The sequence below is a fragment of the Curtobacterium sp. SORGH_AS_0776 genome, from assembly GCF_031453355.1.
In the GTDB taxonomy this organism is placed as follows: domain Bacteria; phylum Actinomycetota; class Actinomycetes; order Actinomycetales; family Microbacteriaceae; genus Curtobacterium.
This window is the reverse complement of sequence record NZ_JAVIYU010000001.1, coordinates 1,384,754-1,409,215: the sequence shown is the minus strand read 5'-3', so window position 1 is coordinate 1,409,215 and position 24,462 is coordinate 1,384,754. Positions and strand designations below refer to the sequence as shown.

General features: G+C 70.9%; 25 protein-coding genes, 1 tRNA gene and 1 pseudogene. 16 read left to right on the top strand and 11 right to left on the bottom strand.

The features are described from left to right. The first annotated feature begins 53 nt into the window (after positions 1-53). On the top strand, positions 54-1,178 hold the full coding sequence (locus QE359_RS07105) for an MFS transporter (protein WP_309778524.1): 1,125 nt from the start codon (positions 54-56) through the stop codon (positions 1,176-1,178). Between the two features lie 467 nt (positions 1,179-1,645). On the opposite strand, the gene QE359_RS07100 is transcribed toward QE359_RS07105, so the two are convergent. Next, complete coding sequence (locus QE359_RS07100) at positions 1,646-2,212, bottom strand: hypothetical protein (RefSeq protein ID WP_309778523.1); 567 nt, start codon at positions 2,210-2,212, stop codon at positions 1,646-1,648. Between the two features lie 214 nt (positions 2,213-2,426). Here QE359_RS07100 and QE359_RS07095 point away from each other — a divergent pair, with 214 nt between their 5' ends. Next, positions 2,427-3,554, top strand: a complete 1,128-nt coding sequence (locus tag QE359_RS07095; protein ID WP_309778522.1) for a hypothetical protein — start codon at positions 2,427-2,429, stop codon at positions 3,552-3,554. A gap of 5 nt (positions 3,555-3,559) precedes the next feature. Here the strand turns inward: QE359_RS07095 and QE359_RS07090 are convergent, their stop codons facing one another. Beyond that, positions 3,560-4,129 carry a helicase associated domain-containing protein gene (locus tag QE359_RS07090; protein ID WP_309778521.1) on the bottom strand — a complete coding sequence of 190 codons (570 nt, stop codon included), beginning with the start codon at positions 4,127-4,129 and terminating at the stop codon, positions 3,560-3,562. 373 nt (positions 4,130-4,502) lie between these two features. Here QE359_RS07090 and QE359_RS07085 point away from each other — a divergent pair, with 373 nt between their 5' ends. Both QE359_RS07085 and QE359_RS07080 read left to right on the top strand, forming a co-directional pair. Continuing rightward, on the top strand, positions 4,503-5,483 hold the full coding sequence (locus tag QE359_RS07085) for a hypothetical protein (RefSeq protein WP_309778520.1): 981 nt from the start codon (positions 4,503-4,505) through the stop codon (positions 5,481-5,483). Then, entirely contained in the window at positions 5,480-7,309 is a 1,830-nt protein-coding gene (locus tag QE359_RS07080) for a hypothetical protein (protein WP_309778518.1), read from the top strand. Before QE359_RS07085 ends, QE359_RS07080 begins: the two co-directional genes overlap by 4 nt. A 244-nt stretch (positions 7,310-7,553) precedes the next feature. Here QE359_RS07080 and QE359_RS07075 read toward each other — a convergent pair. After that, positions 7,554-7,625 (bottom strand) — tRNA-Gln (locus QE359_RS07075). 80 nt (positions 7,626-7,705) lie between these two features. Between QE359_RS07075 and QE359_RS07070 the strand changes: the two genes are divergently transcribed. The 4 genes from QE359_RS07070 (at position 7,706) to QE359_RS07055 (ending at position 10,712) form a co-directional block, all read left to right on the top strand. Then, a complete protein-coding gene (locus tag QE359_RS07070) occupies positions 7,706-8,200 on the top strand; it encodes a MarR family transcriptional regulator (RefSeq protein WP_309778517.1) in 495 nt (164 codons plus the stop codon). 123 nt (positions 8,201-8,323) lie between these two features. Further along, the gene (gene dacB / locus QE359_RS07065; protein WP_309778516.1) at positions 8,324-9,649 is read left to right on the top strand and encodes a D-alanyl-D-alanine carboxypeptidase/D-alanyl-D-alanine-endopeptidase; all 1,326 of its coding nucleotides are present in this window, start codon (positions 8,324-8,326) and stop codon (positions 9,647-9,649) included. Between the two features lie 10 nt (positions 9,650-9,659). Further along, positions 9,660-10,097: a VOC family protein gene (locus QE359_RS07060; protein WP_309778514.1), complete on the top strand. Its 438-nt coding sequence runs from the start codon at positions 9,660-9,662 to the stop codon at positions 10,095-10,097. Between the two features lie 36 nt (positions 10,098-10,133). Continuing rightward, entirely contained in the window at positions 10,134-10,712 is a 579-nt protein-coding gene (locus QE359_RS07055; protein ID WP_309778513.1) for a hypothetical protein, read from the top strand. 16 nt (positions 10,713-10,728) lie between these two features. Here the strand turns inward: QE359_RS07055 and QE359_RS07050 are convergent, their stop codons facing one another. The 8 genes and pseudogenes from QE359_RS07050 to glp form a co-directional block, all read right to left on the bottom strand. Continuing rightward, positions 10,729-12,075, bottom strand: a complete 1,347-nt coding sequence (locus tag QE359_RS07050) for an ABC-F family ATP-binding cassette domain-containing protein (protein WP_396127753.1) — start codon at positions 12,073-12,075, stop codon at positions 10,729-10,731. A gap of 56 nt (positions 12,076-12,131) precedes the next feature. After that, positions 12,132-12,498 (bottom strand): annotated as a pseudogene (locus QE359_RS19060) (ATP-binding cassette domain-containing protein); the annotation flags it as partial. A 258-nt stretch (positions 12,499-12,756) separates the two neighbouring features. Next, complete coding sequence (locus tag QE359_RS07045; protein WP_309778510.1) at positions 12,757-13,155, bottom strand: PLDc N-terminal domain-containing protein; 399 nt, start codon at positions 13,153-13,155, stop codon at positions 12,757-12,759. A 22-nt stretch (positions 13,156-13,177) separates the two neighbouring features. After that, the gene (locus QE359_RS07040; RefSeq protein ID WP_309778508.1) at positions 13,178-13,822 is read right to left on the bottom strand and encodes a hypothetical protein; all 645 of its coding nucleotides are present in this window, start codon (positions 13,820-13,822) and stop codon (positions 13,178-13,180) included. Positions 13,823-13,856: 34 nt separating this feature from the next. Next, a complete protein-coding gene (locus QE359_RS07035; RefSeq protein ID WP_309778507.1) occupies positions 13,857-14,300 on the bottom strand; it encodes a molybdenum cofactor biosynthesis protein MoaE in 444 nt (147 codons plus the stop codon). Continuing rightward, complete coding sequence (locus tag QE359_RS07030; RefSeq protein ID WP_261645783.1) at positions 14,297-14,809, bottom strand: molybdopterin-binding protein; 513 nt, start codon at positions 14,807-14,809, stop codon at positions 14,297-14,299. The genes QE359_RS07035 and QE359_RS07030 overlap by 4 nt, the downstream gene beginning before the upstream one ends. Further along, positions 14,806-15,297 (bottom strand): cyclic pyranopterin monophosphate synthase MoaC, encoded by a 492-nt coding sequence (moaC, locus tag QE359_RS07025; RefSeq protein ID WP_309778505.1) that lies wholly within the window; start codon positions 15,295-15,297, stop codon positions 14,806-14,808. Before moaC ends, QE359_RS07030 begins: the two co-directional genes overlap by 4 nt. Continuing rightward, positions 15,294-16,523 carry a gephyrin-like molybdotransferase Glp gene (gene glp / locus QE359_RS07020; protein WP_309778503.1) on the bottom strand — a complete coding sequence of 410 codons (1,230 nt, stop codon included), beginning with the start codon at positions 16,521-16,523 and terminating at the stop codon, positions 15,294-15,296. Before glp ends, moaC begins: the two co-directional genes overlap by 4 nt. A gap of 119 nt (positions 16,524-16,642) precedes the next feature. On the opposite strand from glp, the gene QE359_RS07015 reads away from it, so the two are divergent. The 8 genes from QE359_RS07015 to QE359_RS06980 all read left to right on the top strand — a co-directional run bounded on the left by QE359_RS07015 (position 16,643) and on the right by QE359_RS06980 (position 24,276). Further along, positions 16,643-17,542 carry an MTAP family purine nucleoside phosphorylase gene (locus QE359_RS07015; RefSeq protein ID WP_309778501.1) on the top strand — a complete coding sequence of 300 codons (900 nt, stop codon included), beginning with the start codon at positions 16,643-16,645 and terminating at the stop codon, positions 17,540-17,542. After that, a complete protein-coding gene (locus tag QE359_RS07010) occupies positions 17,539-18,609 on the top strand; it encodes an NAD-dependent epimerase/dehydratase family protein (protein ID WP_309778500.1) in 1,071 nt (356 codons plus the stop codon). Before QE359_RS07015 ends, QE359_RS07010 begins: the two co-directional genes overlap by 4 nt. 547 nt (positions 18,610-19,156) lie before the next feature. Further along, entirely contained in the window at positions 19,157-19,903 is a 747-nt protein-coding gene (locus tag QE359_RS07005) for a glycosyltransferase family 2 protein (RefSeq protein ID WP_309778498.1), read from the top strand. Then, the gene (locus QE359_RS07000) at positions 19,900-20,532 is read left to right on the top strand and encodes a DUF2064 domain-containing protein (RefSeq protein ID WP_139219734.1); all 633 of its coding nucleotides are present in this window, start codon (positions 19,900-19,902) and stop codon (positions 20,530-20,532) included. The genes QE359_RS07005 and QE359_RS07000 overlap by 4 nt, the downstream gene beginning before the upstream one ends. Beyond that, positions 20,529-21,191, top strand: a complete 663-nt coding sequence (locus QE359_RS06995; protein ID WP_309778497.1) for a class I SAM-dependent methyltransferase — start codon at positions 20,529-20,531, stop codon at positions 21,189-21,191. The genes QE359_RS07000 and QE359_RS06995 overlap by 4 nt, the downstream gene beginning before the upstream one ends. A 118-nt stretch (positions 21,192-21,309) precedes the next feature. Then, positions 21,310-21,555 carry a hypothetical protein gene (locus QE359_RS06990; RefSeq protein WP_309778494.1) on the top strand — a complete coding sequence of 82 codons (246 nt, stop codon included), beginning with the start codon at positions 21,310-21,312 and terminating at the stop codon, positions 21,553-21,555. Between the two features lie 153 nt (positions 21,556-21,708). After that, a complete protein-coding gene (gene pgm, locus QE359_RS06985) occupies positions 21,709-23,328 on the top strand; it encodes a phosphoglucomutase (alpha-D-glucose-1,6-bisphosphate-dependent) (protein ID WP_071295065.1) in 1,620 nt (539 codons plus the stop codon). 12 nt (positions 23,329-23,340) lie between these two features. Further along, positions 23,341-24,276: a hypothetical protein gene (locus QE359_RS06980; RefSeq protein WP_309778493.1), complete on the top strand. Its 936-nt coding sequence runs from the start codon at positions 23,341-23,343 to the stop codon at positions 24,274-24,276. Positions 24,277-24,462 lie beyond the last annotated feature (186 nt).

Genomic DNA, 24,462 nt, shown 5'->3' with positions numbered 1-24,462 from the left:
CAGGGCTGCAGCGCAGGTCCTTCTGGACAGCGGCCACTGTCCCGGCGCTCGCCTTGTGGGGGAGCGGAGCGTCGACACCGGTCTACCCGGTCTACCGAACCGATTGGGATCTGAGTCAGGTCGAAGCCACGACGATCTTTGCCGTCTACCCCTTCGCCCTCGCCCTGGTACTCGCGTGTCTCGGAGGAGTATCGGATCGCGTCGGCCGCCGTGCGGCGATGCTCGCCGGAGTCGCTTCGATCGCCGGCGGAGCGCTGGTCTTCGGCGTCGCGCCCGACCTCGGGTCGGCCATCGCCGGCAGAGCCCTGATGGGCGTGGGCGTCGGGCTGGGCTTGAGCCCGGCAACGGCGGTCATGGTCGAATCGGCGTCACATGCTGCTCCTGGCCGATCGAGTTCGATCGCGACCGCGTCCACGGCGATCGGGCTGGCGTTCGCCACCTTAATCGGCGGGGCGCTCGTCGAGTACGCACCGGCGCCGCTCCACTTCTCGTACTGGGTCCTCTTCGCGGTCGCGGTCGTGGTCCTGCTCATGCTCCTCCGACTCTCTCCTGACCGGCCGACGCAGGCCCGCAGTGAGCGGAGGAGAGGCCTCCGGCTTCCCGCCACGTTCCGCGGCGTGCTCGTCCGGGCGTCGATCTCGATCGCGGCCGCGTACTCGCTCGGCGCGCTGGAGCTGTCCCTCGGGGCGGACATCGGCAAGGAGCTCATCGGGACGTCCAACGCCTTCGCGATCGGCTCGATCATCTCCATCACGAGCCTGGTCATCGGAGTCGTGGCGATCGCAGCGAGACGGTTGTCCGCCCGGGTCTCCGGCGTGTCCGGCGGCATCGCCTCGGTGGCCGCTACTGCGACGCTCATCGGAGCCGCACAGGCTTCTTCGCTCGTGCTCTTCGTCGTCTTCGCGGTCCTCGGCGGCATCGCCTACAGTCTGTTGTTCGCGTCTGGTGTGGCGGCACTCGCGTCGTCGATCCCGGAGTCGTTCCGCGTGACCAGCCTCTCGACCGCGTACCTCGTGGGCTGCGTCATCCAGGTGGTAGTCGCTCTCGGCCTCGGTGTGGTCGCCACGAACTCGGGATTGCTGCAAGGGGTCTCGGCGGGACTACCCGTAGTCGGTGGAGTCGGGGCGATCGCGCTGATCACGAATGTCCTACCCGTGCGGGAAGATCACCGGCAATGACAGCCACCTGCCGAATCACCTGTGCGGCCGCGCTGCTCCCATGAACCGCGCAGGTCCATCATTAGAGGCGATTTGCAGGACAGCGTGTCGTCGGAGCTCGCGTTTGTACAGCGATAGCGGCGAGTTGTAGGCGGGGGACCGGGGAGTTGGATCCCGTGAGCGTCGAAGTTTGCTCAATAAAGTTGTCGCTCAGACGGTCCAGCGACACTTTCGGCGGGCAGGCGACCGTTTCCGTGAACAGTCACACAACAACCCTGCCTGCTGCCGCAAGCCGACGAACCGCGAGCACATCCCGTGGAACGCCATCGCGATGGTGTGGGTTGGGCCGACAGATCGCTCTGCCCGCAGCCGATTCGGGTAGCCGCTCCCCCGCTGCCGGCTGGTTGCAAGCCTCGCCGTCGCTCACGACGTGCCCGGTGCTGACACGTTGAGGCGAACGAGTAGTGGGGCTGCGGTCGACGGCGCAGCTAGCGGGTCTCCGCGCTGCGCGGGGTCCGCTTCCGTCCGGTGGTCGTCCCTGCCGGGCGGTTCCGCCACTGGCCTTCCTCTGACTTCTTCTTTGACCGCGGTGCCGAGCGGTGAGATGTGAGGGCGCAGTTGGGGCAGCCGGTCGCGTATTTGGAGGTGTGGTTGTCTGGGCGGACTGAGAATGCTCCGTGTTCGCTACAGTTCACGGTCACGTCGGTTCGCGCGTCCAAGTACACGACATCGGTGTAGTCGTACCGGTCGCCGTGCGTGGCCAGAGCCCTCGCAACGAATCGCTCGCGACGAATCTCCGCCTGAGCGTTGAACCCTCTGCAGTCTCGGCAACCCTGGCCACGCTGTGGGCCCCAGGGCGTTTCGCGGACTCGGCGGTGCTCGCGCGGGGGCTGCTCGAAGGGCCCATGGTCGGGGCAGATGATGGTGACCTTGGTGTCGCCGTTGACGTAGCCGAGCGGAACGTGCGCGTAGTCGTATCGGCCGTCGTGCAGCTTCGTCGCGAAGTCGATGAACTCGGCGGCTCGTTCTTCACGGGTAGCGGTGCGGTAGTCCAAGGGGTCCTCCAGGAGTCGTTGTCCTGGAGCTATGCCGGCACGCCCGAACCAGCTGGGGAAGTTGGCTAGGAGCGGTCCTTGAAGGCCGTGTCGGTCTACTTCTCGGCGTTCCTCACGTCAGGGTCCGGTCGTCGGGCATAGCCGTGGCATGCCTTCGCTCCCTGCCGCCGTTCGAGCGGCGCTCCGCTCACCTCGTTCTACCGAGCACCGCGTCGTGCCGCACCAGGAGACCGTCACGTCTGCGACTGCCCTGGGGCGGCCGATGGGCGCCGCCTTCGGTCGTCCGTTCCCACGTCGAGGTCTCGTCGAGCACTGCTCGCACGTCCAATGTTGGGAACCCGAGCCGCTCATCCTCGGGGACTCAACGCTCGGGGCCCGAAGCTCGAACGCAGACAAGGGGACGCTTGTCCCGCAGCTTCGCCCAGAACCCCTCCACGCGATGCGGAAGTACCGGAACCAGTCGGTTCCCGCCGACCGGTGGGCCAACATCGAGCCGTTCGTACTGGACGCTGTCGCGCTCGTCGCGCCCGCGTGTGCCTACCTTGCTGAGCGGCTGATGGTCGCGGTAACGCCGTACGTTGACTGGGTCGTTCACGTCAACGGGATGCAGAAGGTCGCGAACGTGTTCCACCCGGTGCTAATCCGCCGGTACATCTCCCGCGACGACCTAAACCTCAAGGACAAGACGCTCCGCGACTACCGCTCCTTCCTGCTCCGGATCTCGGAGGTCGTCCTCCCCGAAGAGGGTCCGATCGAGTTTGCGCCGTTGAACGGGCAGTCTGTCACTGCCCCGTACACCGACCTCGAACTGAACCTGCTCGAGTCGTGGGCGCGTGGGCAGTCAACGGCACTGCGACGTCGAGGTGCTGGCGCAGTCCTTACCCTCGGCGCAGGTGCTGGGCTGGACCCGTGGGAGATGCAGCACCTCCGGCGCAGCGACGTGCGCGTTGACCGTGACGGAGCGCTCGTCGACGTACGGGCTGGGACGCCGAGGTTGGTGCCCGTGCTCAAACGATGGGAGCAGCTCCTCATTGACTCCCTCGCGGACGTGCCGGACGACGCATGGGTGCTTGGCGGGGAGGACAGAAAGACGACCTACAACTTCGTCACGCCGTTCATCAACCACACCGACTTCGGCAACGAACCGAAGCCAGTCCCCACGCGAATGCGCGCTACCTGGATCACCACGCACCTCGCTGCAGGCACGCACGCCGCCGAACTCATGGCTGCCGGCGGACTGCGCAAGCCAGAGCACTTGGTCACGTCCCTCCGGCACATTCCGACGATGGACGCTTCCGAGCACCGTCGACGGATCCTCGGCGAAGCACGCGAAGTTCGGTAACGCCATCAGAGGACACGGAACCGAGCCGCCCGGAGCTGCTGCTCGCGTTCCGGCAGCAGGCGGCCGCGGGCGTGCTGGGCTCGTTGCTGGGCGACCCACCGTCCGATCGTCACCTCCGTCTGGTCGGCCGCGCGACGACGCGGCGGTCGCTGATGATCGGCCCAGAACTGCTGGTGCGCGGCGAGCATCGACGACCACTGCGCGTCACGGGGGTTCCAGGCGAAGCCCGGCACCGCTTCAAGTCGTCGAACCTGGTACGAGCAGTAGCCACCCGCAGCGCCGACCTGCCGGAAGTAGGTGAGTGCGTCGACGAGGGTCTGTTCGGCGGTGGCAGGGCGCGGACGGGTCGAGTCGGCACGGGGCATCCGTCCGTGCTCGTCGACGAAGTCGTCGAGGTCGTGCACTCGGTCGACCCAGCGTCGCACGAAGGATTCAACCTCGACGGCGTCATCGGTGTCGGCCAGGTAGAACGCCACGCCGCGCCGCTGGTCGAGGGTGAGCGTCAGGGCTGGCTGCGTTGCGTGGTCGGCGTACTCGCCGTGGAGCGCTGCGAGCGCCGTGGTCGGGGTGGGCATGTGGTCCTCTCCGAGGCCGACGGTCGGCCTCGGAGGGGGTATGCGCGGAACGGGCGTGATCTTGGAGGACGCGCGGGTCGCAGACGAGCGGGGTCCGCAAACAGGACCAATCCGGCCGCGAAGATCACTACGTTTTCTGAGTCCCCGAAGCAGAGAGCCGCCCGGATCGAATGCACATCGCCAGCGTCACGCGTACGACGCCGACGTCACCGTCACATGTGCGAGCAAGCGGCGACACGCCCGGGGTGACACGACCGTTCGCGTCGGCGGCGCCCCCCGACCATCCGCGCGGGCATGCCGATCCGCCGGCAGCGAGATCGGAATCTGGAGCGCCTTCCCACAGCTCATCCCACTTCGCCTGCATAGGCCGGGCATGCCTACCCAGATCCTCCGGTCACCGCGTCAGTACATCGCCGCGATGCTGCGCGCCCTCCCGTCGTTCCTCACTTCCGGAGGAACAACGGTGAAGTACGCCCCGACGTTCTCGGACGACCGATGGAGGGCTGTCCGCGACTTCGTGGTCAGCGCAGTCACCGAGGCGGCAGCGTCCATTACTCAGTCAGCCGACCGGCTCATCGTCATCGCAGCACCCTTCGTCGACTGGGTCGTCAACGTCAACGGATACCCGGCGAAGACCGCCGTCGTGTTCCACCCCGTCATCATCCGGCGCTACATCACCCGCACCGACGTCACCTGGTCGGACACCACGCGTCGCACATACCGGTCGGCCCTGATGCACATGTCCGAGGTCCTCCTCGGCGAGGTGCCACTGGAGTTCGCACCGACGACTCCGCAGAACACCGCAGCACCCTACGACGACCTCGACCTGCACCTCCTCGAAAGCTGGGCGACGGGCCAGTCGACCGCGGCTCGACGTCGCAGCGCCGGCGTCGTCCTCGCGCTGTGCACGGGAGCGGGGCTCAAAGCAAACGAGCTCCTCCAGGTCCGCCGCCGCGACATCGTCGCTGACGCCGAAGGTGTCCTCGTCACCGTCAGGGCGGGAGCCCGGACCGTCCCGCTCCTCGCGCGCTTCGAGAGTCTCCTGCTCGACTCCATCTCCGATGTCGAACCGAACCACTGGGTGTTCGGATCCCCGAAGCGCGTCAAGCACGGCATCAGCACGCTCACCACGTTCCTCTACGACACCGACCGCGGCAACGAGCCAGACCCCGTCACCACCCGCATGCGGAACACATGGCTCATCACGCACCTCATCGCCGGCACCAACATGCGTGCCCTGATGACCGCCGCCGGTGTCACGAAGTTCGAGCACCTCGACCAGCTCATCGCCCACGTTCCCGCGCCCGACACTGCTTCCTACCGCCGTCAGCTCCGTGCGGAGGTTGCACGATGACCGCGCCGAAGCCGAAGCATCACGACTTCGACGACGCCGAACGGTGGATGCAGGACGACTTCGGCATGAAGATGTCGACCTACATCCGCATCGGTCAGGCTTTCCCCCTTGAGCTGGCGACGTTCGAGACCGTCCGCCTGTTCGACAGAGCGTGCATTCGAGCGCGCATCGAGCGCTGGAAAGCGGAAGACCGGACGTCCGACCGAGGCCGGAAGGCGTTGATGTCGGAGACCTCCGTGCTCATGCTGATGTTCATCACGATGCGAGCTCGGCGGAGCGTCAGCATCCAGCAGATGACGGAAGTCGCGATGTCCCTGACGACGTCACAGCGTGAAGCAATCGGCATCTTGAAGTTCACCCCACACCAGGACACCCTCTACCGCCGCATCTGGGAGGCAATCAAGCGGCTCCGGAAGCTCATCGACCGACACCCCGGCCCTCGCCGCAACACTATGACCGACGCAGAACGCGCGGCGGCCATTGCGGAGCTGCGCGACCCGGTGGAGATGGCGAAGCGCGCAGCCCGCATGCTCGAACTCACGAACCAACTGATTGAAGGATCTGTCCAGTTCCTCAACCGTGAGGTTCGTCGGCGATTCAAGGGCGCGATTGCCATCGATGCCACATTCGCGGAAGTCTCGGGCAAGCAGAAGAGTGCCAGGAACATCAAGCCGGGCGACAAGGTCTCCACGAACTACGACTGCGGTTGGTACGGCCGCCAGGGCAGCCACGACCCCGACCAGGACGGTGGCGATAAGTACGCGTTCGGATGGGAGCTCGAGTACGCGGTCATGACCCGCGACCCGAACGAGACTGAGGCGAGCTATCCCCTGCTCTTTCTCTCGACCAGCGGTCACAAGCCGGGCGCTCTCACAGGGCACGGCTTGTTCCTCTACCAGTCTGCCGTTGAACGCGGTCACGCCATCAAGACCGTTGTCGGCGACCGCGCCTACTTCCCAGGAGCGAAGCCCGAGGACTTGCAGCGCCCTCTCGCGCAAGCAGGCGTCAAGGTCGTCATGGACTACAAGAACGATGAAGAAGAGCTCGGTCAGCAAGCGTTCTACGCAAGCGCCGATGGCCGGCACAACCTGGTCATGGTCACGGGTAGCTGGCACATGCGGTTTATGCCAGCCGCCCTCATCGACGCCGAGAAGACATACCTCGACTACCTCAAGACCATCACGAGCAAGCCCGAGGCCGAGCGCTCCAAACTTCGAGACGAAGCCCACGCGCTTCTCCGTCAGCGCCGCAAGGAGCGCTCCCGCTACCGGCTCATCCCCCGTAGCGGTTACGACGTCACCGGCGCGCGCCAGTACTCCTACCCGGAGTTCACCGACCCGAAGGTCTACGACGCAGAGTCCGACACCTGGATTGACGTTGTCATCCCGGGCAAGACCGTGAAAGTCCCTGGGGTTCTCAGCGACAAGAACGGCGACAAGAACCAAAACCACCTCAAGTACGGTCAGGAGTACGAGTACAAGTCCGACGTGTGGCGCGCCTGGTTCGGCAAGCGCAACAACGTCGAGAACGGTAATTCGTGTCTCAAGGACGCGGACCGCGAGGCGCTCGGGGTTCCGATGAAGCGACGCATGCGTGGCCCCTGGATTGTCGAGATGGCCGGCGCCATGGCAGCAGCGAGCGCCAACATCTCCCGCATCATCGACTGGCTCAAGGCCCGCCTCGCTCTCCGTGGGATGAACCGCATGAACCGCTCGAGCGCCGCGCTCTTCGAGCCCGGCCTCGAAAGCCTCACGGTCGAAGAGCACGATCGTCGCAACCCGTTCAACCGACTTGCAGAGATGGAGCAACTCAGACTCATCGCGTAGCGCACTGATCGCTCCGAACTGAACATCGACCCTCCTGACGGCCGCCCCGGCCGCGGTACCCCCTGCCCGTTTGTCGGGCAGGGGGTTCTGTCGTTGGCGCAGAGCACCTTTGGCCTAGGGGTTCAGTCCCGTACGACGTCTCGCAGTTCGTCCCCGGGGTGCCCAACCCGGTTTTCGCGGCGCCAAGCTCCCCCAGCCGCGAAAAGTCTCAACCCGAACGCCGAAAACTCGGATCACCCCCGGGCTCCGCCTCCAGGATTCGAACCCGGACCTAACGGCACCAAAGGCCGTCGTGCTGCCATTACACCAAGGCGGAACGCGCACGGAGGCGCCCGTCCATCCTCCCACGACCGCGGCGGCTGGCCGTGCAGCCCCTGCTTCCGCCAAGATGGTGGGATGCCGCAGGAGGACGAGGTCGACCGCATCGTCGCGGCGTGGGGTCGCGAGCGCGCCGACCTGGACTTCGGCCCGCTCGAGGTCCTGTCCCGCGTCGACCGGCTCGCCCGACACCTCGACCGTGCACGACGGGCGGCGTTCGACGCGAGCGATGTCGAGCCGTGGGAGTTCGACGTCCTGTCGGCACTGCGGCGGGCGGGTGAGCCGTACGAGCTGAGCCCGAAGACGCTCCTCCAGCAGACGCTGGTGTCGAGCGGCACGATGACGAACCGGGTGGACCGGCTGGCGGCCCGAGGGCTCGTCGCGCGTCGCACCGACCCGAAGGACGGCCGGGGCATCCTCGTGTCGTTGACCGGCGCCGGGCGAGCCGCGGTGGACGCCGCGATCGCGGACCTGCTGGCCGCCGAGCGGGCCATCCTCGCCGGGGTGTCCGACACGGAGCAGGACCAGCTGTCGGGGTTGCTGCGACGCCTCATCCTCGGGCTCGGCGACTGACCCGACCGCCGAGCGGCTTCATCCGGCCACCGCGCGGCTTCATCCGTTCGGCCGAGTCCACGGGCCGGGCTTCGGTCATCGGGTCGATGTGCGGCGACACCGACCCCGGCGACGATGGTCGGCATGCCCAGACTCCGCGCCCTCATCCGTCGTCGCCGGTACACCCTGCTCTTCGTGCTGGTGCTCCTGCTGCTGGCAGCGGGCATCACGGCGACGACCTCGGCCATCGGTGCGCAGCGCCAGGCGAAGGCGGCGGGCGAGCTCTGCACCGCGGACGACCTCGCCGCCCGCTGGCACCACGGTGCGCTGTTCCTCGACGCGCGATCGGCCCGGACGGGGAAGACGGTCCTGACGCACCGGGGTGACGAGCCGACGCAGACCGGCAGCACGATGAAGGTCGTCACGGCAGCCGCGGCGGTGTCCGCGCTGGGACCCGACCACCGGTTCACGACCCGGGTCGTCGCGGGTACCGATCCGGGCGCGGTCGTGCTGGTCGGCGGCGGCGATCCGACCCTGAGCCGGCTGCCGTCCGGTCAGGACAGCGTCTACCCGCACGCACCGCACCTCGACGACCTGGCGCGGCAGGTGCTCGAGGCCCGTGCAGGGCAGCCGGTGACCTCGGTGCAGGTCGACACCAGCCTGTTCGACGGGCCGGCGTGGCACCCGAGCTGGCCGGAGAGCGCCCGGACCAGCGGCAGCGTCTCGAACATCACGTCGCTCATGGTCGACGGCGACCGCGACGACCCGACCGAGTCGTACTCGCTGCGGAGCGCCGGGGCGGTCGCGCGCGCGGCGACGGCGTTCGCGGCACTCCTCGGGCCGGACGTCCGGGTGGACACGACCTCGGTGCCGGCGCCGTCCGGCGCGCAGGTGCTCGGGACCGTGCGGTCGGCGACGGTGTCGGAACTGGTCGGGATGCTGCTCACGGACTCCGACGACACCCTCGCCGAGGTGCTCGCCCGCCACGTCGCCGTCGCCGAGGGTGCCGGCCGCTCCTTCGACGCCGTGCAGGCCGGGAGCACGAAGGCCCTGGTGCGGTACGGCGTACCGACCGGAGGCCTGCGCCTCGTCGACGGCTCGGGCCTCAGCCCGGACAACCGGGTACCCGCCTCGGCGCTCACCACGCTGATGCGCGCCGTCGCTTCGAAGCAGGACGGCCTCGGTCCGGTCGACGCTGGTCTCGCCGTCGCGGGTCGGACGGGCACGCTCGGCGAGGACGGTCGCTTCACCGGCGCCGCATCGGACGCCCGGGGCCACGTCCGGGGCAAGACCGGGACGCTCGACGACATGTACGGCCTGACCGGGGTGACCGACGAGGTCGGCGGCGACCGCATAGTGTTCACGGTCTTCGCCGAGGGCACGAGCGACCCGGCCGCCCGGAAGGAGATCGACGCCCTGGCAGCGGCGTTGTGGCGGTGCGGCGGACACGCTCCGGCGCTGCGGGGGTAGCCTCCGGCCCATGCACGCGATCACCCTGGCCGTCGCCGACGTCGCACGCTCGACGGAGTTCTACCGCGCCCTGCTCGGGATCGACGGCAGCGGGGTGATCGGCACCGAGTACCCCGCGACCGACACCGAGGCGGGCGGCACCACGGCGATGTTCACGCTCGACGACGGACTCATCGTCAGCGTGTACGGCCGCGATGACATGGCGAAGGACTCCGGGGTCTCCCTCGCGACCGCGCCGAGCAGCACGATCGGGCACTTCGTGGACAGCCAGGCCGACGCCGAGGCGTTCCTCGACCGCGCGCGGGCCGCCGGTGCGACGATGCTCGCGGCGCCGTACACGCGGCCGTGGGGCATGTGGTCCGGCTTCTTCCAGGACCCCGACGGGCACCTGTGGGAGGTCGTCGCGAACCCCGGCGGCATCGCGCCTCAGGACGCGACACCGGCGTAGCCGCGTCCGGACCGCCACCTCCCCTACGGTGAGGACATGGACATCGGGCGAGCGGTCATCGGGGCGAGTGCGATCGGGGCGGTGGTCCTCGCGGTCGGGCTCGGTGTGGCCACGGCTCCCGGGAACACCCTGCGGTCCGAGCCCGGGTGGGGTGCCGCGTGCGGGTCCTACCCCGACGGCGCACCGACGGCCGCCGCCTGGTTCATGGTGGAGTTCTCGAACGAATCGGGCCGGAGCATCCGTGTCCGTGACGTCACGATCTCGGACGTCGAGGACGCCGAAGTGTCGCACCTCGCGGTCGTGCCGCACCCCGGTACGGCCAGCAGTGGACTCTTCGTCACGGACGATCCCGAGGTGCCGCGCGAGTGGGGCCGGACGGTCCCTCTCGGCGACGGTGTCACGGTGCCGCCACACGGCACTCTCGACTTCGGCGGGCGCATGGTCGTGCGGGACGGAGCGAGCGCCGGGCACATCCGAAGGTTCACGGCCACCACGACCGGCCCACTCTGGACGACGAGCACCCGCACGCTCGACCAGTCGTTCACCATCGGTGTCGACGACGAGAACGCCGGAGCGGCGATCGGCTGCGGGCCCCGGTTCGGCGACGACACCTGACCCAGGCCGAACCCCGCTACACCCCGAGCTGCTCCGCGACCTCGAGCCAGCGCTCCTCGAGCTGCTCGACCTCGGATTCCAGAGCGGCCAGGCGAGCCTGCAGCTCCCCGAGTCCGGCGTAGTCCGACTGGTCGTGCGTCGCGAACTGGTCGAGCAGCTGCTTCCGGTCGTCCCCGACCTTCGCGATCTTGCGGTCGAGCGCCGCCATCTCCTTCTCGGCGGTCCGACGCTCTGCCCCGGACAAGCCCGAAGCGGCGGCGGCCGACGTGCCGGGGCCGACCGGGGCGGTGAACCCGGCCACGGCTCCGGCCGAGCCCGCCCCGCCAGCGGTGTCGGGCCTCCCGGCAGACGCGGCGGCAGCCGCAGAGGCGGTCCCGCCTCCGGTGCCGGCCGCACGCAACCGCATGTACTCGTCGACGCCGCCCGGCAGGTGCCGCAGGTGCCCGCCGAGCACGGCGTACTGCTGGTCGGTCACGCGCTCGAGCAGGTACCGGTCGTGGCTCACGACGAGGAGGGTGCCCGGCCAGGTGTCGAGCAGGTCCTCCATGGCGGCGAGCATGTCGGTGTCGAGGTCGTTCGTGGGCTCGTCGAGGATGAGCACGTTCGGCTCGTCGAGCAGGATGAGCATGAGCTGCAGGCGCCGCTTCTGGCCACCGCTGAGGTCCTTCACCGGCGTGGAGAGCTGCGCCGAGGTGAAGCCCAGCCGCTCGAGCAGCTGGGACGGCGTCATCTCCTTGCCGTCGGCGACGTAGCTCGTCTTCTTGCGGGCGACGACCTCGCGGACGCGGTCGTCGGCGAACTGCGCGAGGTCGGCGAGCTGCTGGTCGAGGACGGCGACCTGCACGGTCTTGCCGGTCTTGACGCGGCCGCTCGTGGGCTGCAGGCGCCCGGAGACGAGGCTCAGCAGGGTCGACTTGCCGGCACCGTTCGGGCCGAGGATGCCGGTGCGCTCCCCCGGCGCGATCCGCCACTCGATGCGGTCGAGGATCTCGGTGCCGTCGAACGAGACGCTGACGTCGAGCAGGTCGACGACGTCCTTGCCGAGGCGCGCGGTGGCGGTCTTCGCGAGGGCGACCGTGTCGCGGATCGGGGGCACGTCGTCGATGAGCGCGTTCGCCGCGTCGATGCGGAACTTCGGCTTGCTCGTGCGGGCCGGGGCGCCGCGGCGGAGCCATGCGAGCTCCTTGCGGGCCAGGTTCTGCCGGCGCTGCTCGCTCGCGGCGGCCTGCCGGTCACGCTCGACGCGCTGGAGGATGTACGCCGCGTAGCCGCCCTCGAACGGGTCGACGACGCCGTCGTGGACCTCCCACGTGTCGGTCGACACCGCGTCGAGGAACCACCGGTCGTGCGTCACGACCACCATTCCTCCCTGGTTCGCGGACCACCGGCCGTTGATGTGCTCGGCGAGCCACTGGATGCCCTCGACGTCGAGGTGGTTCGTGGGCTCGTCGAGGAACAGGACGTCCCAGTCGCCGACGAGCAGGCGCGCGAGGGCGACGCGGCGGCGTTGGCCACCGCTCAGCTCGTCCACCGACACGTCCCACGGGATGTCCGACACGAGGCCGCCGATGATGTCGCGGATCTTCGGGTCGCCGGCCCACTCGTGCTCGGCGAGGTCCCCCACGACGACGGTGCCGACGGTCTCGCCCGCGGGCAGGATGTCGCGCTGGTCGAGGTACCCGACGGTCAGGCCGCGGCGGTGCGTGACGCGGCCGCCGTCCGGTTCGAGGCGCTGGGACAGCAGGGCGAGGAGGGTCGACTTGCCGTCGCCGTTCCGGCCGACCACGCCGATGCGGTCGCCCTCGTCGATGCCGAGGGTGACGTTGTCGAAGACGACCTTGGTGGGGAACTCGAGATGCAGGTTCTCGGCGCCGAGGAGATGAGCCACCCGTCAAGGGTAGGCGGCGTGGCCGGTGGTCGGTGCGGGGGGGCGTTCCGCAGCGTGCGAGGTTCCTCGCTCCGTGGGACGGGCTGCGGGTCGCACGTCGGGCGGGACCTCGCACGTGCGTCCGTCAGGGGTGCGGCGCGGGTCGGGAGGCGCTGGTCAGGTCCCGGTGGTCGGCTCGCCCTCGCCGGCGGCTTCCTTCGCCCGCATGAGGCGCGCCTGGGCCTCCCAGTACTCGATCTCGCGCTCGAGCTCGGCGAGCTCCTGCTCCGTGCCGCTCACCCGCTTGTCGCCGTGGGCGTTGCGGGCATCGCCGAGCGTGGCGTACCGGTCTTCGTGGCGAGCCGGCTCGAGGTACCGGCCGTGGTTCCGCTCGCCCGGCGCCCAGTCGTGTCCGACGGCGAACCAGACGATGCTGCCGACGACGGGGACGAGGACCACGAGGAGCACCCAGGCGAACTTCGGGAGCCCACGGATCTGGTCGTCGGTCTTCGTCAGGATGTCGATCAGGGCGAAGACCAGCAGGACCACGCCGGCCCCGTACAACAGCACGCTCATGGTCTCGGATTCTATGGATCGGCTAGGAACCGGCGCTACGCCCCGAACGCGTGGCGCGGTTGCGATCCGGCAACGGTGCGCTGCGGGGATCCACAGGGTCGCCGGCGAGGTACCGACGTGCGACGACGACGTCGCGGAACCCGAACCCGACCGCGACGGCGGCGGCGATCGCGGCGGCGAGGTAAAGCGGCCAGAAGAGGATGTTCGAGACCGCGACCGAGGTCAGGAGGACGAGCCCGCCGCCGGTGGACAGCAGGGCGCGGCCGCTGCTCGACTGCACCGCGGTCGCGCGCACCACGTCCAGCCGTTCGTCGGGAGCGTCCACACGTCCCCGGATCGCCCGGTCGACGGCATGCCGCTCACGGCCCGACAGCGACCGGGTCACGGGGAGTCGCTCGGGGTGTCGGCTCGATCGGAACGTCCGGCTCGAGTCGAGGATGACGACCGCGAAGCCGACGCCGACGCCGACGGTCGCCGCCACCCAGCGTCCGTCGGAGTCCGGTGCGAACACGAGTGCAGCGGCGATCAGCGCGAGGACCGCTGCTGCGAACGCGACGGTCAGCGTGGCGATGGGCAGGCGGCGCGGCGGCTGCGAGTCGAGCACGAGCCGTGCGCGTTCCTCGGCCAGCGCCCACCGGGACGCGGCCCGTGCTGCGGTGTCGGTCATCGCCCCCGATGCAACCAGATTGACTGAGGATCCGTCAGAGGGCGGCGACCCACTCGTCGGAGCCGTCGGTGAACCGCTGGTGCTTCCAGATCGGCACCCGCTCCTTCACGAGGTCGACGAGCGCACCGCAGGCAGCGAACGCCTCGGCCCGGTGCGGGGACGACACGGCTGCGGCGAGCGCCACGTCCCCGATGCCGAGCGCGCCCACGCGGTGCAGCACGGCGATGCGGACCTCGGGGTGAGCGCCGGCGATGGTCCGGGCCACCTCGGCGATGACCTCGCCGGCGCTCGGGTGCCGTTCGTACTCGAGCGCGGTCACGCCCTTGCCGCCGTCGTGGTCGCGGACGACCCCGGCGAAGGTGACGACGGCGCCGTCCTGGTCGGTGGCGACGACGACCGAGACCTCGTCGACGGTGATCGAGCGGTCCACGACGTCGGCCACCACGACCCGGTCGCCGGCCGTCGCAGCGTCCGTCACGAGGCGCTCCGCGGGGCGTGGCCCTCGCCCGAGACCTGGGCGAGGACGTGGTCGAGCAGGCCGTCGAGGACCGCGAGTCCGTCGGCGACACCACCGCGGGACCCGGGGAGCGTGACGATCAGGGTGCCGCCGCCGGCGATCCCCGCGATGCCACGACTGAGCAGCGCGGTCGGTCCTGCTCCGGCGAGTCCGCGGCGCCGGATCTCCTCGGTGATGCCGGGGAGCTCGAGGTCGATGAGCGGTGCGATCGCCTCGGGCGTGCGGTCGGTCGGGGTGACGCCGGTCCCGCCCGTGGTGATCACGACCCGGGCGTCCGACAGGAGTTCGGCGGAGACCGTCTCGGCGATCGGGCCCCCGTCGGGCACGATGACCGGCTCGGCCACGGTGAAGGCTCGCTCTCGGAGCCAGCCCGCGATGACGGGACCGGTCCGGTCGAGCGCGGGGTCGACGGACGCCTGGGTCGACACCACCACGACGGCCGCCCGGCCCTTGGTCGGCTGCGAGGTCATCGGTTGCTCCAGTCCCCCGAGCGTCCGCCGTGCTTCTCGAGCACCCGGACGTCCGTGATCGTGGCCGTGCGGTCGACGGCCTTCACCATGTCGTACACGGTCAGGGCCGCGACGCTCGCGCCGGTCAGCGCTTCCATCTCGACGCCGGTCCGTGAGGTCGTCCGCACGGACACCTCGACGAGGACGCGGTCGTCGTCGCCGGTGATGTCGACCTCGACCCCGGCGATCGGGAGCGGGTGGCAGAGCGGGATGAGGTCGGAGGTCTTCTTCACTGCCATGATCGCCGCGATGCGGGCGGTGCCGATCACCTCGCCCTTGGGCAGCGAGCCGTCGAGGATGCGGGCGACGACGTCGGGGCGGGTGACGAGGGTCGCGGTCGCGGTGGCGGACCGCGCGGTGACGTCCTTCTCGGAGACGTCGACCATGTGGGCGGTGCCGTCGGCGCGGACGTGCGAGAGTTCGTCGGCGGCGGGTGCTGGTTCGGTCAACGGAGGCTCCAGACGGTCAGCGGGTCGCCGGGCGCCACCGTGGCGGTGCCGATCGGGACGTGGACGAGGTGCGTGGCGGTGGCGTAGTGCGCGAGCAGGTGCGAGCTGGGGCCCCCGACGAAGTGCACGCGGCCGTCCTCGACCCGTCCGCGCCGGACCTGGTGCTTGCCCTCCGGCGAGGTCGCGGTGTCCGCAGCGGGCAGCACTGCGGCGACGCGGTCGTCGGGGATCCCGGCGTCCGCCGCCAAGAGCGGGCGGAGGAAGACCTCGAACGAGACGAGCGCCGACACGGGGTTGCCGGGGAAGGACACCACGGGGACCTGACGCCCGGCGAGTTCGACGGTACCGAACGCCTGCGGGCCGCCGGGCTGCATCGCAACGTGGGTGACGGCGAGACCCCGCGGTTCGAGGGCCTGCCGCACGACCTCGTACGCCCCCGCGCTGATGCCCCCCGAGGTGAGCACGAGGTCGGCCCAGTCCCCGACCGCATCGTCGAGGGCCGCGACGAAGGTCGATTCGTCGTCCGGCACCCGCACCGACCGCGAGGCCACTCCGACCTCGGCGAGCGCCGCCCGCAGTGCGATGCCGTTCGCGTCGCCGATCGTGGCGTCACCGGCGCCCTGGAGTTCGGAGCCGGTGGACACGACCAGGACCCGAAGCTGCCGGACGACGTCGACCGTCGAGACCCCGGCCGCGGCGAGCGTCCCGAGCACCGCTGGGGTCACGGCAGCACCGGCAGGAGCCAGCTCGCCCCCGCTCGGCAGGTCGGTGCCCGTCGCCCGGACGAAGGTCCCGGTGGCGAGGTCGTCCGGCACCCTGACCTCGGCCAAGGCCAGCGCCGCGGGGAACGCCCCGAGGTCGGTGGCCTCGACCGGGAACACCGCGTCGGCGCCGAGCGGGATGCGCGCCCCCGTCATGATCGGCGCAGCGGTCCCGGGGTCCAGCGCCGGTGGCATCGTCCCCGCCGGGATCGGGGCGACCACCCGCAGCACGCGACCGGTGTCGGCGGCACGGACGGCGAAGCCGTCCATCTGGCTGTTGTCGAACGGTGGGAGCGGCACGGGTGCGACGACGGCACGTGCGAGCACGCGGTGCCCCCGTCCGACGCCGGCACCGGTGGCGAGGTCGTCGATGTCCCGTGCCTCCGGAGCCGCGGAGCGCCTGGCGGACAGGACCGGCGCGACCAGGGCCGCGATCTCGTCGCGGTGCTGACCGATCGTTCGCACGTGCGCCTCCGAACAGGTGAGAAGTGTGCCCGCTCCCGGTCCGGCCGGGGGCGGTCCCAGTAGCGTAACGAGCGCGCAGAACGCGCCGAGGACCATTCGGAGGACCTGTGGAGAACGACGTGACCACGACCGGGGCTGTGGACGAGACGCGCATCGGGGTGATCGGCGGTTCGGGCCTCTACGAGCTGTTCGAACCCGGCACAGCGGACGAGATCGACGTCGACACCCCGTTCGGCGCCACGTCGAGCCCGATCAGCATCGGCACGATGGCCGGCAAGCGCGTCGCGTTCCTCACCCGACACGGCCGCGCGCACTCCGTCGCCCCGCACCGCATCAACCACCGCGCGAACCTGTGGGCGCTGCGGTCGCTCGGGGTCCGCGCCGTGGTGTCGTCGAGCGCCGTCGGCGGGCTGCACCCCGACTACGCCCCGGGGACCTTCGTCGTGACCGACCAGCTCATCGACCGCACGTGGGGCCGCGCGGACACGTTCTTCGAGGACGCCGTGCAGCACCTCTCCTTCGCGGATCCGTTCGACCCGGTGCTCCGACGCGTCGCGATCGGTGCGATCGAGCGCCTCGACGTGCCGTTCCGCCCGACGGGCACGTGCGTGGTGATCCAGGGGCCGCGGTTCTCGACGCGTGCGGAGTCCATCTGGATGCGCGAGGCCGGCGGCCACACGATCAACATGACGATGACGCCGGAGGTGCCGCTCGCGGCCGAGCTCGGCATCGGGACGGTGAACCTCTCGTTCGTGACCGACGCCGATGCCGGCCTGGCCCCGGCCGAGGCCGAGGCGGAAGCGCAGGCAGCCGCCGGAACCGGCGAGGCCCCGGTCACGCACGGCATGGTGATGGAGCGCCTGGCCCGCGCGAACGAGGTGATCGTCCGCGCGATCGGCTCGATCGTGGCGGCGATCCCGGACGACTACGCCCCGCGCGAGCTCGTCCCGGCCGAGGCGAGCGCGAGCGCCATGACGAGCGCACGGCCCGCAGCAGCGACCACGGGAGCCACCGCGTGACCCGCCTGCTCGTCACCGGCGGCGCCGGCTTCATCGGCTCCGCCATCGTCCGCCGCGCCCGGGCCGAGGGCCACGAGGTGCGCGTGCTCGACTCCCTCCGCGACGACGTGCACGGCGACCCCGCCGAGGTCGTCACCGCCCACCAGCAGCAGGGCATCGAGTTCGTGCACGGCGACGTCCGCGACCGGGTCGCCCTCGACGCGGCCCTCGACGGTGTGGACGTGGTGTGCCACCAGGCCGCCAAGGTCGGCCTCGGCGTCGACTTCCAGGACGCCCCGGACTACGTCTCGACGAACGACGCGGGCACGGCCCACGTGCTCGCCGGCATGGACCGCCACGGCATCGGCCGGCTCGTGGTCGCGAGCTCGATGGTCGTCTACGGCGAGGGGGCGTACACGACCGCCGCCGGCGAGGCCGTGCGCCCGCCTGCCCGTCGCCGGGCCGACCTCGACGCTGGTGAGTTCGACCCGATCGGGCCGGACGGCACGCCGCTCCTGCCGGGCCTGATCGACGAGTCCGCCGCGCTCGACCCCCGCAACGTGTACGCGCAGACGAAGGTCGCGCAGGAGCACCTCGCGTCGTCGTGGGCCCGTGCCACCGGAGGCCGCGCGATCGCCCTGCGGTACCACAACGTCTACGGGCCGGGCATGCCCGCGAACACGCCGTACGCCGGCGTCGCCTCGCTGTTCCGCTCGGCGCTCGCACGCGGCGAGGCCCCCCGCGTCTTCGAGGACGGCCGCCAGCGTCGGGACTTCGTGCACGTCGACGACGTCGCCGGCGCGAACGCCGCGTCGATCGCCGCGACGGCGGAGCTCCCGGCGGAGACCTTCCGTGCGTACAACGTCGGCTCCGGCGTCGTGCACACCATCGGCGAGATGGCGGCCGCGATCGCCGGTCCCGAGGGGCCGCGACCGGTCGTCACGGGCGAGTACCGCCTCGGGGACGTCCGGCACGTGACGGCGTCGTCGGACCGGATCGCCGCCGAGCTCGGGTGGCGTGCCGAGGTCGACTTCGAGCGCGGCATGCGGGAGTTCGCGACGGCGCCGCTGCGCGCCGCGGTGCAGTAGGCCGCGCCGCCGCCAGCGGGCGCGGCCGCGATCGGGCGCGCCCGCGAGCGGGCGGGATGCGTCGCCCGGGCTGAGCGGTCGAGCGGGCACGACTCGCCGCTCGCGTTCGGCGAGCGGGCGGAACCGGCCGCACAGCGGCCGCGAACGCGACGTTTCGTGCCCGCTCGGCGACCGGGCCGGCGGGCGAGCGGGCGGGCGGGCAGGCAGGCGACCGGGCGGGCGGGCAGGCAGGCGGGCCAGCGGGCAGGAGCGCGACCGCCTGGAGGCGCGGCGCCGGTCCCCGAAACCGGCACCGCGCCTCCAGGCCGGCACCTCCACCGCGTGACGCGTCCGCCGGACGCCCCACCGGCGTGTCCCCCGATCAGGGGTGGCCCGCCACCGAGAGTGCGCGGAACGTCCATCGGGGGACGCCGATCCTGTACCCCGACCGCTCATCACGTGTTGTGTCGTAGGCATGGAACGACAGCCGGCCCACGAGACCGACCGCCCCACCCCGCCGACGCGCGCGGCGGGAGCCGACACCAGTCGTTCCGACGCTCCGCACCGAATGGGCGACATGAACGTCGACGTCATCCTCCCCTGTCTCGACGAGGCCGATGCCCTCCCCGAGGTCCTGGGCCGACTCCCGCGCGGCTACCGCGCGATCGTCGTCGACAACGGCTCGACCGACGGCTCCGCCGACGTCGCCCGGGCCCACGGCGCCCTCGTCGTCACCGAACCGGTGAAGGGCTTCGGCTCGGCCTGCGCCGCCGGGGTCGCCGCCGCCACGGCCGAGTACGTCGCCTTCTGCGACGCCGACGCCTCGATGGACCCGGCCGAGCTCGTCCCGCTCGTCGCCCGCGTGGCCACGGGACACACCGACCTCGCCCTCGGACGCCGCGTGCCGACCACGCCGGGCGCCTGGGCACCGCACGCCCGGTTCGCCAACCGCGTCCTGGCGGTCCTGATGCGTCGCGCGACCGGGTACCGGCTGCGCGACCTCGGCCCGATGCGCGTGATGCGTCGCGCGGACCTGGTCTCCCTCGACCTGCGCGACCGGCGCAGCGGCTACCCGCTCGAGATGGTCCTCGCGGCGCACGCCGCCGGGTGGCGCGTCGACGAGTCCGACATCGGGTACGCGCAGCGCATCGGCGACAGCAAGGTCACCGGCACGCTCCGCGGCACCGTCAACGCCGTCAAGGACATGTCGCGTCTGCTGCGCGAGTACCGCCGGGAGGCGCGACCCACCGTCGTCGCACCCACTCCGGTCCGCCACGTGGCCGGTCCCACCCACTCCGAGGAGGTCCACTCATGACGACCGACATCACCGTCGCGGTGGTCGCGAAGGAGTGCCTGCCCGGCCGGGTCAAGACCCGCCTGACGCCGGCGCTCACCCCCGAGGGTGCCGCGCGGGTCGCCGCCGCGAGCCTCGCGGACACGCTGGCGACCGTCCGTGCGCTGCCCGCCGCCCGTCGGGTGCTGTTCTACGACGGCACGGTGCTGCCGACCGGCGCCGAGGGCTTCGACGTCATCCACCAGACCACGGGCGGCCTCGACGAGCGCCTCGGTGCACTGTTCGACGCCGTCGACGGCCCGACGCTGCTCGTCGGCATGGACACGCCGCAGTTCGGCCCGGCCGACGTCGCGCCGGTGTTCGACGAGCCGCAGCGCGACGCGTGGTTCGGCCCGGCCGAGGACGGCGGCTTCTGGTCCCTCTACCTGCGCGACCCGGACGGCGACCTGCTCCGCGGCGTGCCGATGTCGCAGGACGACACCGGTGCGGTCCAGTTCGCCCGCCTGACCGACGCCGGGCTCGACGCGGGCACCCTCGGGGTCCTGCTCGACGTCGACACCGTGCCGGATGCCGAGCGCGTCGCCGATCTCGTACCCGACTCCGCGTTCGCCGCCGCACTGCAGGCCGAGACCACGGGGGCACTCCGATGACCATGGAAGCACCCGTCTCCTTCGGGGCCGGCGGTGGCGAACCGTACGCGCGTGCGCTCCGCACCGACGGTCGCATCCGGCTGACGGACACCTCCCGACCTGACCGGGCGGTCACGCTCGACGTCGGCCGCTGGAGCGCCGCGGCGGACCGCATCGACCGGTCGCTCCTCGACGGTGCGGACGGGCCGGTGATCGACATCGGCTGCGGGCCGGGGCGGATGCTCGTCGCCGCGCGCACCCTCGGCATCCCGTCGCTCGGCGTGGACGTCTCCGCCGACGCCGTGGCGATCGCCCGACGCTCCGGCGGGACGGCGATCCAGGGCTCGGTCTTCGACACCGTCCCCGACGAGGGGCACTGGGACACGGCGCTCGTGATCGACGGGAACATCGGCATCGGCGGCGACCCGGCGGCCCTGCTCGCCCGGTGCCGCGAGATCGTGCGCGTCGGCGGCCGCGTGGTCGTCGAGACCCACGTCGACCGCACCGCCGACCGGGTGTACACCGCCCGCGTGGTGGACGCCGACGGCCACCAGAGCGCGGGCTTCCCGTGGGCCGAGGTGGGCGTCGACGCCCTGCTCGACCACGCCGAGACGGTCGGCCTGGTGGCGAAGCAGAGCTGGACCGCCGAGGGCCGGACCTTCTGCGAGCTGCTCGCCTGAGCATTCCTTCTTTTGTGTCATGCAAAAGAAGGAGGTAGTGTGGTGGTCATCAAGCCGACGGCGTCGCGGTCGCCGGCCCGGTGACCGACGACCCTCGGCACGACGACGAGGAGCATCCATGCAGAACCGTCAGAACCCCCTGGGCGGCGCGTACGTGACCGGCCTCGAGAACCGTGACGAGCTCGGCGCCTACGCGGTGGACGCCGCCTGGCGACCGATCGGCACCTACACCGGAACCGGGATCGGTCGCGCGCTCGGCCGCTTCGTCGACACGCAGTCCCGTCGGCCCGGCACCGCGACGTCCTGGACGCGCACGGCCACCGGTTCGCTGCGGACCGCGACGGGCTCGTTCCGCACGGCCTGACGCCGTCCCCGTGCCGCGAGCGGTCGTCCACCCGGGGTGTCCCCCTTTCTCCCCGGTGCGGACGGCCGCTCGCTCCTCGTCCACAGGTGCGCTCGTCGTCCACAGGCGCGACGTTCCTGGGCGTGCCGACCCGCGCGATGCCAGGATGGACGCATGAACGACCGCGCCGGCACCCCTGCCACAGCAGACGACCTCGTCGACCTCGACGCCCTCATCGCCGCGTACCACGAGCGCGTGCCGGACGTCTCCGTCCCCGAGCAGAAGGTCGTCTTCGGCACCTCGGGGCACCGCGGCTCCTCGCTGGACTCCGCGTTCAACGACACCCACATCGCCGCGATCACACAGGCGATCGTCGAGTACCGCACGTCGCAGGGCACCGACGGCCCGCTCTTCATCGGCCGTGACACGCACGCGCTGTCCGGCCCCGCCGAACGCACCGCGCTCGAGGTCCTCGCCGCCAACGGCGTGCACGTGCTCGCCGACAGCGAGAACGGCTACGTCCCCACGCCGGCGCTCAGCCACGCGATCATCGCGTACAACCGTGCCGGCAACGCGGACACGGCGGACGGCATCGTCATCACGCCCAGCCACAACCCGCCCCGCGACGGCGGCTTCAAGTACAACCCGCCGCACGGTGGCCCGGCGGACAGTGACGCGACGAGCTGGATCGCCGAGCGCGCGAACGCGATCATCGCCGGCGGCAACGCCGAGGTCCAGCGCACCGAGCACGCGTCGCCCGACCGCTACGACTTCCTCGGCGCCTACGTCGCCGACCTCGAGAACATCATCGACATCGACGCGATCAAGCGTGCCGGCGTGAAGATCGGCGCCGATCCGCTCGGTGGTGCATCGCTCCCCTACTGGAACCGCATCCGCGACCACTACGGGCTCGACCTCACCGTGGTCAACCCCGACGTCGACCCCACCTGGTCGTTCATGACCCTCGACTGGGACGGCAAGATCCGGATGGACCCGTCGAGCCCGAGCGCGATGGCCTCGGTCGTTGCGCGCAAGGACGACTACGACGTCCTCACCGGCAACGACGCCGACTCCGACCGGCACGGCATCGTCACGCCCGACGGCGGCCTGATGAACCCGAACCACTACCTCGCCGTGGCGATCGAGTACCTCTACGCGCACCGTCCGGCCTGGCGCGACGACGCCGCGATCGGCAAGACCCTCGTGTCGTCGAGCATCATCGACCGCGTGGCCGAGTCCCTCGGTCGCCGCCTGTGGGAGGTCCCGGTCGGCTTCAAGTGGTTCGTCCCGGGCCTGATCGACGGTTCCGTGGCCTTCGGCGGCGAGGAGTCGGCGGGCGCGTCGTTCCTCCGCAAGGACGGCACCGCGTGGACCACCGACAAGGACGGCATCATCCTGGCGCTCCTGGCGTCGGAGATCATCGCGGTCACCGGCAAGACCCCGTCGCAGCTCTACGACGAGCTGACCGAACGCTTCGGCGCCCCGGTCTACCAGCGTGTCGACGCCGCCGCGAGCAAGGAGCAGAAGGCCCGCCTGTCGAAGCTCGACGGTGACGCCATCACCGCCGAGACCCTCGCGGGCGACCCGATCACGGCGAAGCTGTCGAAGGCTCCGGGCAACGACGCAGCCGTCGGCGGCGTGAAGGTCGTCACCGACAAGGCGTGGTTCGCGGCCCGCCCGTCCGGCACCGAGGACGTCTACAAGATCTACGCCGAGAGCTTCGTCGGGCAGGAGCACCTCGAACAGGTGCAGCGCGAAGCCAAGGAGATCGTCGACGCCGCACTCGGGGCCTGAGGTCCCGCGCGGATGGGGTGGTTCGGCCGGAAGCAGGACGATCGGCACGACGAGCCCGCCCCGACGCTCGTGGTGCTCGCGCAACGAGCCCTCGCCGAGCGCGGCATGGAGACCACGGTCGAGGTACCGGCCGGTGAGCAGGCTCGCCTGGTCGGTACCGACGGCCGGGTCTTCCTGCTCGAGAACCTCGCGGCGCAGGTGCACGGCGAGACCCCGGACGTGCAGGCCGACATGGTCGCCGAGCACTTCGACCGGATGATCCAGGCGTACAGCGAGCCGGCACCCGAGGAGCTCGGCGCCGACGAGCTGCGGCAGCGCATCCGACTGCGGATCCTGCCGGACCCCAGCGCGGACGGCGGCACGGGCCTCGGCGCCGGCCCGTCCGACCCCACCGACCTCGACTACGCCCGACCGTTCGCTCCCGGGCTGGTGCTCGGGCTGTGCGTCGACTACCCGACGATGGTCAGCACGCTGTCGGGTCCGACCCTGCCGCGGCTCGCCCTCGGCATCGACGAGCTCTTCGCCTTCGGGCAGCTGGGCACCGACGACGAACCGGTGGACGAGCACGCCGAGATCGCCCCCGGGGTGTTCATCGTCGAGGGCGAGTCCCTGTTCGTCGCGTCGAAGGCGGTCAACCTCCCGGCGCTCTTCGGTGCCGCCGGGTTCGGCACGGTGTTCGCGATCCCGCACCGGCACCTCCTGCTCGCCGTCCCGATCCGTGACGCGTCGAGCATCACCTCGGTGCAGATGCTCGCCGGCCTGGTCGTGCAGGTGCTCACGGACGGCGAGCACGGCCTGCCCGGCGGGGTACTGAGCCCCCTGCTGTACTTCTCGCGCAACGGCCGGGTCAGCGCGGTGTCCGGCTTCGACGACGAGACGGGCGCGATGCGCATCGAGGCGGACGAGCGGTTCCAAGAAGCCCTCGAACAGGCCGCCGCAGCGTCCTGACGCACCGCACGTCACGCTCGGGCGTACTGTGACGGCGTCGGGAGCGCTCACGAGGGCGTTCCGACAGACGCCACCGAAACCGGCGCCGGTGCTGCCGATCCACTCAGGAACCCACTCCGGCGCGACCCTTCACCTTGCGGCAGATGTAACTTTGCAGCCAGCGCAAAGTTTCCGGGAGACCCTGCA

Bases quoted from the DNA above. Each gene is read 5' to 3' on its own strand.
- QE359_RS07070 (WP_309778517.1), top strand. From the start codon at position 7,706: ATGCCGCAGGAGGACGAGGTCGACCGCATCGTCGCGGCGTGGGGTCGC.
- dacB (WP_309778516.1), top strand. From the start codon at position 8,324: ATGCCCAGACTCCGCGCCCTCATCCGTCGTCGCCGGTACACCCTGCTC.
- QE359_RS07045 (WP_309778510.1), bottom strand. From the start codon at position 13,155: ATGAGCGTGCTGTTGTACGGGGCCGGCGTGGTCCTGCTGGTCTTCGCC.
- QE359_RS07050 (WP_396127753.1), bottom strand. From the start codon at position 12,075: ATGGTGGTCGTGACGCACGACCGGTGGTTCCTCGACGCGGTGTCGACC.
- QE359_RS07085 (WP_309778520.1), top strand. From the start codon at position 4,503: ATGCCTACCCAGATCCTCCGGTCACCGCGTCAGTACATCGCCGCGATG.
- QE359_RS07000 (WP_139219734.1), top strand. From the start codon at position 19,900: ATGACGACCGACATCACCGTCGCGGTGGTCGCGAAGGAGTGCCTGCCC.
- QE359_RS07080 (WP_309778518.1), top strand. From the start codon at position 5,480: ATGACCGCGCCGAAGCCGAAGCATCACGACTTCGACGACGCCGAACGG.
- QE359_RS06980 (WP_309778493.1), top strand. From the start codon at position 23,341: ATGGGGTGGTTCGGCCGGAAGCAGGACGATCGGCACGACGAGCCCGCC.
- pgm (WP_071295065.1), top strand. From the start codon at position 21,709: ATGAACGACCGCGCCGGCACCCCTGCCACAGCAGACGACCTCGTCGAC.
- QE359_RS07060 (WP_309778514.1), top strand. From the start codon at position 9,660: ATGCACGCGATCACCCTGGCCGTCGCCGACGTCGCACGCTCGACGGAG.
- QE359_RS07055 (WP_309778513.1), top strand. From the start codon at position 10,134: ATGGACATCGGGCGAGCGGTCATCGGGGCGAGTGCGATCGGGGCGGTG.
- QE359_RS07030 (WP_261645783.1), bottom strand. From the start codon at position 14,809: ATGACCTCGCAGCCGACCAAGGGCCGGGCGGCCGTCGTGGTGGTGTCG.
- QE359_RS07005 (WP_309778498.1), top strand. From the start codon at position 19,157: ATGGGCGACATGAACGTCGACGTCATCCTCCCCTGTCTCGACGAGGCC.
- QE359_RS07040 (WP_309778508.1), bottom strand. From the start codon at position 13,822: ATGACCGACACCGCAGCACGGGCCGCGTCCCGGTGGGCGCTGGCCGAG.
- QE359_RS06995 (WP_309778497.1), top strand. From the start codon at position 20,529: ATGACCATGGAAGCACCCGTCTCCTTCGGGGCCGGCGGTGGCGAACCG.
- QE359_RS06990 (WP_309778494.1), top strand. From the start codon at position 21,310: ATGCAGAACCGTCAGAACCCCCTGGGCGGCGCGTACGTGACCGGCCTC.
- QE359_RS07090 (WP_309778521.1), bottom strand. From the start codon at position 4,129: ATGCCCACCCCGACCACGGCGCTCGCAGCGCTCCACGGCGAGTACGCC.